The organism is Halomicronema sp. CCY15110 (assembly GCF_016888165.1).
In the GTDB taxonomy this organism is placed as follows: domain Bacteria; phylum Cyanobacteriota; class Cyanobacteriia; order Phormidesmidales; family Phormidesmidaceae; genus Halomicronema.
Genome location: NZ_JACSWC010000304.1, coordinates 1 through 358, shown reverse-complemented (window position 1 = coordinate 358; position 358 = coordinate 1). Strand labels below are relative to the sequence as shown.

1 pseudogene is annotated in these 358 nt (G+C 52.5%); it reads left to right on the top strand.

Annotated elements, in window-relative coordinates:
* Positions 1–146 precede the first annotated feature (146 nt).
* Positions 147–358 (top strand): annotated as a pseudogene (locus JUK32_RS13560) (IS4 family transposase); the annotation flags it as partial.

Below are 358 nucleotides of genomic sequence, written 5' to 3'. Positions count from 1 at the left end.
TGCCGATCGCGCTTTGCCGACGACTCATCCGCCTATGTAGTTGTCGCGACACGCCTATGTACTTGACATTTAATAGTCCAAACGAAGCGAAAACAGGAATGATCGGCCATTTTGAATTCTGCATTTTGAATTTTGAATTGATTTCATGGCAAGCCCTGTACTGCACGATTCATCAAACGACTGAATTACCGCCCGACCCCCCGAGTATCAGCCAATGTGTACGCTGGATTGCGAAACTCGGCGGTTTCCTCGGTCGCAAAGGGGATGGTGAGCCGGGCGTCAAAACGCTGTGGCGAGGTCTGCAACGCCTGCATGATATTGCGGCGACCTGGCAACTGTTGCGAGCCGCCGATGGGTA